Source organism: Mycobacterium sp. (genome assembly GCF_050701675.1).
GTDB lineage: Bacteria > Actinomycetota > Actinomycetes > Mycobacteriales > Mycobacteriaceae > Mycobacterium.
The window spans coordinates 1-3690 of sequence record NZ_JBOGDD010001270.1; the positions used below are offsets into that span (position 1 = coordinate 1).

Annotated in this window: 3 protein-coding genes; 2 read left to right on the top strand and 1 reads right to left on the bottom strand. The window is 65.9% G+C overall.

Annotated elements, in window-relative coordinates:
• Positions 1–1801, top strand: a 1801-nt coding sequence (locus ACRDUX_RS39300) for a hypothetical protein (protein WP_526422709.1), incomplete at its 5' end; no start/stop codon positions are given.
• A gap of 28 nt (positions 1802–1829) precedes the next feature.
• Here the strand turns inward: ACRDUX_RS39300 and ACRDUX_RS39305 are convergent.
• Entirely contained in the window at positions 1830–2618 is a 789-nt protein-coding gene (locus ACRDUX_RS39305) for a DUF3109 family protein (protein ID WP_526422711.1), read from the bottom strand.
• 34 nt (positions 2619–2652) lie between these two features.
• On the opposite strand from ACRDUX_RS39305, the gene ACRDUX_RS39310 reads away from it, so the two are divergent.
• Complete coding sequence (locus tag ACRDUX_RS39310; protein WP_526422713.1) at positions 2653–3636, top strand: Ppx/GppA family phosphatase; 984 nt, start codon at positions 2653–2655, stop codon at positions 3634–3636.
• The last annotated feature ends 54 nt before the right edge of the window (positions 3637–3690 follow it).

Genomic DNA, 3690 nt, shown 5'->3' on the forward strand with positions numbered 1-3690 from the left:
GCTCAAACCCGACCGGGTGTTGATCGGCATCGTCGCGGCGCTGTTCATCTGGGCGCTGCTGCTGCCTGGCATGTCGGGCGCATCGGACTCCGCGCTGGGACTGATGTTCTCCACCAGGGGATTTGCGCTGGTGCCGGTCGTCGTCGTGCTCGTGGTGGCGTTCGTGCTGGCAATCCGGGCCGGCCGCAACGGGACGGCGCTGCTCACCGTCGCGGCGGTGGTCGTCGTGCTGCGCGTGACCGCGACCCTGATCACGGATCTGCCGCTGTACCCGTGGACCTACAAGCACGTCGGCATCGTCGATTACCTACTCCAGAACCACGTACTGCCGCCGAGCGGCGTCGACGTCTATCGCGACTGGCCGGCGTTCTTCACGGCGTTCGCCTGGTTCTCCGAGATCACGTCCGCGGACCCGGTGCTGATCGCCCACTGGTTCGCGCCGGTGACCCACGTCGTACTGGCGCTGATGGTGGGTTGCCTCGCGATGACGATCGGACTGAACGGCCGGCAGGCACTTGTCGCGGTCCTGCTCGTCGAGACTGCGAACTGGGTCGGCCAGGACTACTTCTCGCCGCAGGCGTTCGCGCTCCCGGTCGCGGTAGGAACACTGACGTTGCTCATCGCGTCGAGGACCACGCCCGCAGCGGGTTGGCTGGCGTTCCTGGCGTTCGCGGCTCTGGTACCGATGCACCAACTGACGCCGTACTGGGTGTTCGGCATCGTGTTCGTCTTGGTGGCGACACGAATGGTCGGGCCCCTCTGGCTGCCGATCCCATATGCCCTGTTGCTCTTCGGATACCTGTATCCCCGGCGTGACGTTCTGGTCCAGAATGGGCTCTTCTCGGGGCTGAACCCGCTGGCGAATGCGTCGAGCGGGGTCGAGTTCGACAGCTCGGCGGCGAAGATGTTCACCTCGCTCGCCTGTCGAGGCCTTTCGGCCGCGGTCGTCCTGCTTGCCGTCGTGGCTCTCGTGTTCTGGTGGCGCCAGGGGAGGCCTCTCGTCACGCCTGCGATCATCGCCTTCACTTCGTTCGCGCTGCTGTTCCTGAACAGCTACGGCGGCGAGGCGATCTACCGGGTGTATCTCTATGCGCTACCCGGATGCGCCATCCTGATCGCACCGATACTGGTCGACACCATCGGCCTCCGCGCCGGCGGGCGCGGCCGACACCCATCGAATCACGCAGTGGGGGGCCTGCATCGGGGTTATCAGGCGCGGCATCGAAAGATCCCCGACCGGCGTCACCACGTGGCGGCCGCGGGAGTGCTCTTGTCCTGTATCGCCGTCGCGGGGTTGCAGGGTTACTACGGCACGTGGTCGATGGTTGTGCAGACGCGTTCACAGCTCTCCCTGTTCACGCAGCTGGCGAAGGACGTAAGCGGGCCCGTGACGTTCTGGAATCTGCACTCCGAGGGAATACCCGACCGGCCAACGGCCAAGTGGGTGTCACTGGCGCAGTATCACGCCGACTTCGACACCCCCATCTTCGACCGCTGGCCGGATTTCGCCGTGGGATTCCCGGACGGGACACAGTTCGACGACGTCACCTCCCTGGCGGTATCCAGCGGGGAGGACACCTACTTCGCCTTCACCGATCAGGCGATCGAGGCGGTTGGATACCTGGGAATCACCTCGTCGGACTCCGCAAGAAAGTTCGAGGATGAGTTCCGCAACAGCCCGTCGTGGGTGCTCCGATACCGCGAGAAGCACACCAGGATCTACCAGTTCTACCGACCTGCAATCCCATTGACTGCTCCGCAGGGCTCGACTGGCGAAGCAGATCTGCCAGCGACCCGATGACGTGCCGATCCGGTGAGGACCGTCGTGGCTATTGGGCGGCGCGGGTGGCGGGGTGGATCGCGATCAGCCCCAGGACGCTGCGCCGCTTGCACATTGCGGCAAGCTCGGCGTAGGCCTTCTCGCCGAGCAGTTCGGTGAGCTCGGGACCGTAGGACTGCCACACCTGCCGTGAGCCCACGTGTGCGTTGGGATCGCCGGTGCAGTACCAGTGCAGGTCCGAACCCCCTTCGCCCCACCCGCGCCGGTCGTACTCGGTGATGGTGGTGCGCAGGATCTGGGTGCCGTCGGGCCGCTCGACCCACTCCTGGCTGCGTCGGATCGGCAGCTGCCAGCAGATGTCGGGTTTCATGGTCAGCGGTTCGACGCCCAGCTTGAGTGCCTTGGAGTGCAGCGCGCAGCCGATGCCGCCCTCGAAGCCGGGACGATTCAGAAAGATGCAGGCGCCCTTGTACTTTCGGGTGCGCAGGTTTTCCTTGCCGCCGTACTCGTCCATTTCGAGGTAGCCCTTGCGCCCGAGCCCCTTGTCCCGAAACTGCCAGTCGTCGTCGGTGAGCTGCTTGACGGCGTCGTCCAGGCGGGCGACGTCGTCGTCGTCGGACATGAACGCACCATGCGAACAGCAACCGTCGTCGGGACGATTCTCGACGGTGCCCTGGCACGCGGGGGTACCGAACACGCAGGTCCACCGCGAGCACAGCCAGGTGATGTCGGCGGCGATCAGATGTTCGGGATTGTCGGGGTCGTAGAACTCCACCCATTCGCGGGCGAAGTCCAGTTCGACTTCCCCTTGGTGCACACCCCGGTGCGGTCCGCTCACGGAATGCAACGGTAGACCCGTTAACGTGGGTCTCGTGCGATTGGGCGTGCTCGACGTGGGCAGTAACACGGTTCATCTGCTCGTCGTCGACGCTCGGCGCGGCGGGCACCCGACGCCGATGAGTTCCACCAAGGCGTCGCTGCGTCTCGCGGAGGCGATCGACACCTCCGGCAAGCTGACCCGCAAGGGCGCAGACAAGCTCGTCGACACCATCGACGAGTTCGCCAAGATCGCCGCCAGTTCGGGGTGTGCGGAGCTGATGGCGTTCGCCACTTCGGCAGTCCGCGACGCGAAGAACTCCGAAGACGTGCTGGCCCGGGTCCTTTCGGAGACGGGCGTGGCGTTGAAGGTCCTGTCGGGGGTCGACGAGTCCCGGCTCACGTTCCTCGCGGTGCGTCGCTGGTACGGCTGGAGCGCGGGCCGCATCATCAACATCGACATCGGTGGCGGCTCACTGGAGTTGTCCAGCGGCGTCGACGAGGAGCCCGAGGTGGCGCTATCGCTGCCGCTGGGCGCCGGTCGGCTGACCCGCGAGTGGCTCCAGGACGACCCTCCGGGGCGCCGGCGGGTGGCCATGCTCAGGGACTGGTTGGCGACGGAGATGGCCGACGCGGGAGCCAAGGTGCTCGACGCGGGCGCCCCGGATCTGACGGTGGCGACCTCGAAGACGTTCCGATCGCTCGCGCGACTCACCGGTGCGGCGCCTTCCGGCGCAGGACCGCGGGTGAAGAGGACACTGACAGCAGCGGGACTTCGTCAGCTCATAGCATTCATCTCTAGGATGACCACGGCTGACCGAGCGGAATTGGAAGGGGTGAGCGCCGAGCGTGCGCCACAGATCGTGGCAGGCGCGCTGGTTGCTGAAGCGAGTATGAGGGCCCTTGCGATCGATACCGTAGACATTTGCCCCTGGGCGTTGCGAGAAGGGTTGATTTTGCGGAAACTCGACAGTGAGGCCGACGGGACCGCCCTGGTCGGAGCGTCGGCAGGACTGGCAAGGGCCAGGGGCGGCAGATGACGGATTCAGACGACTCCAACCCCAGCTCGCGACCCATTTCGGTCGCCGAGCTGC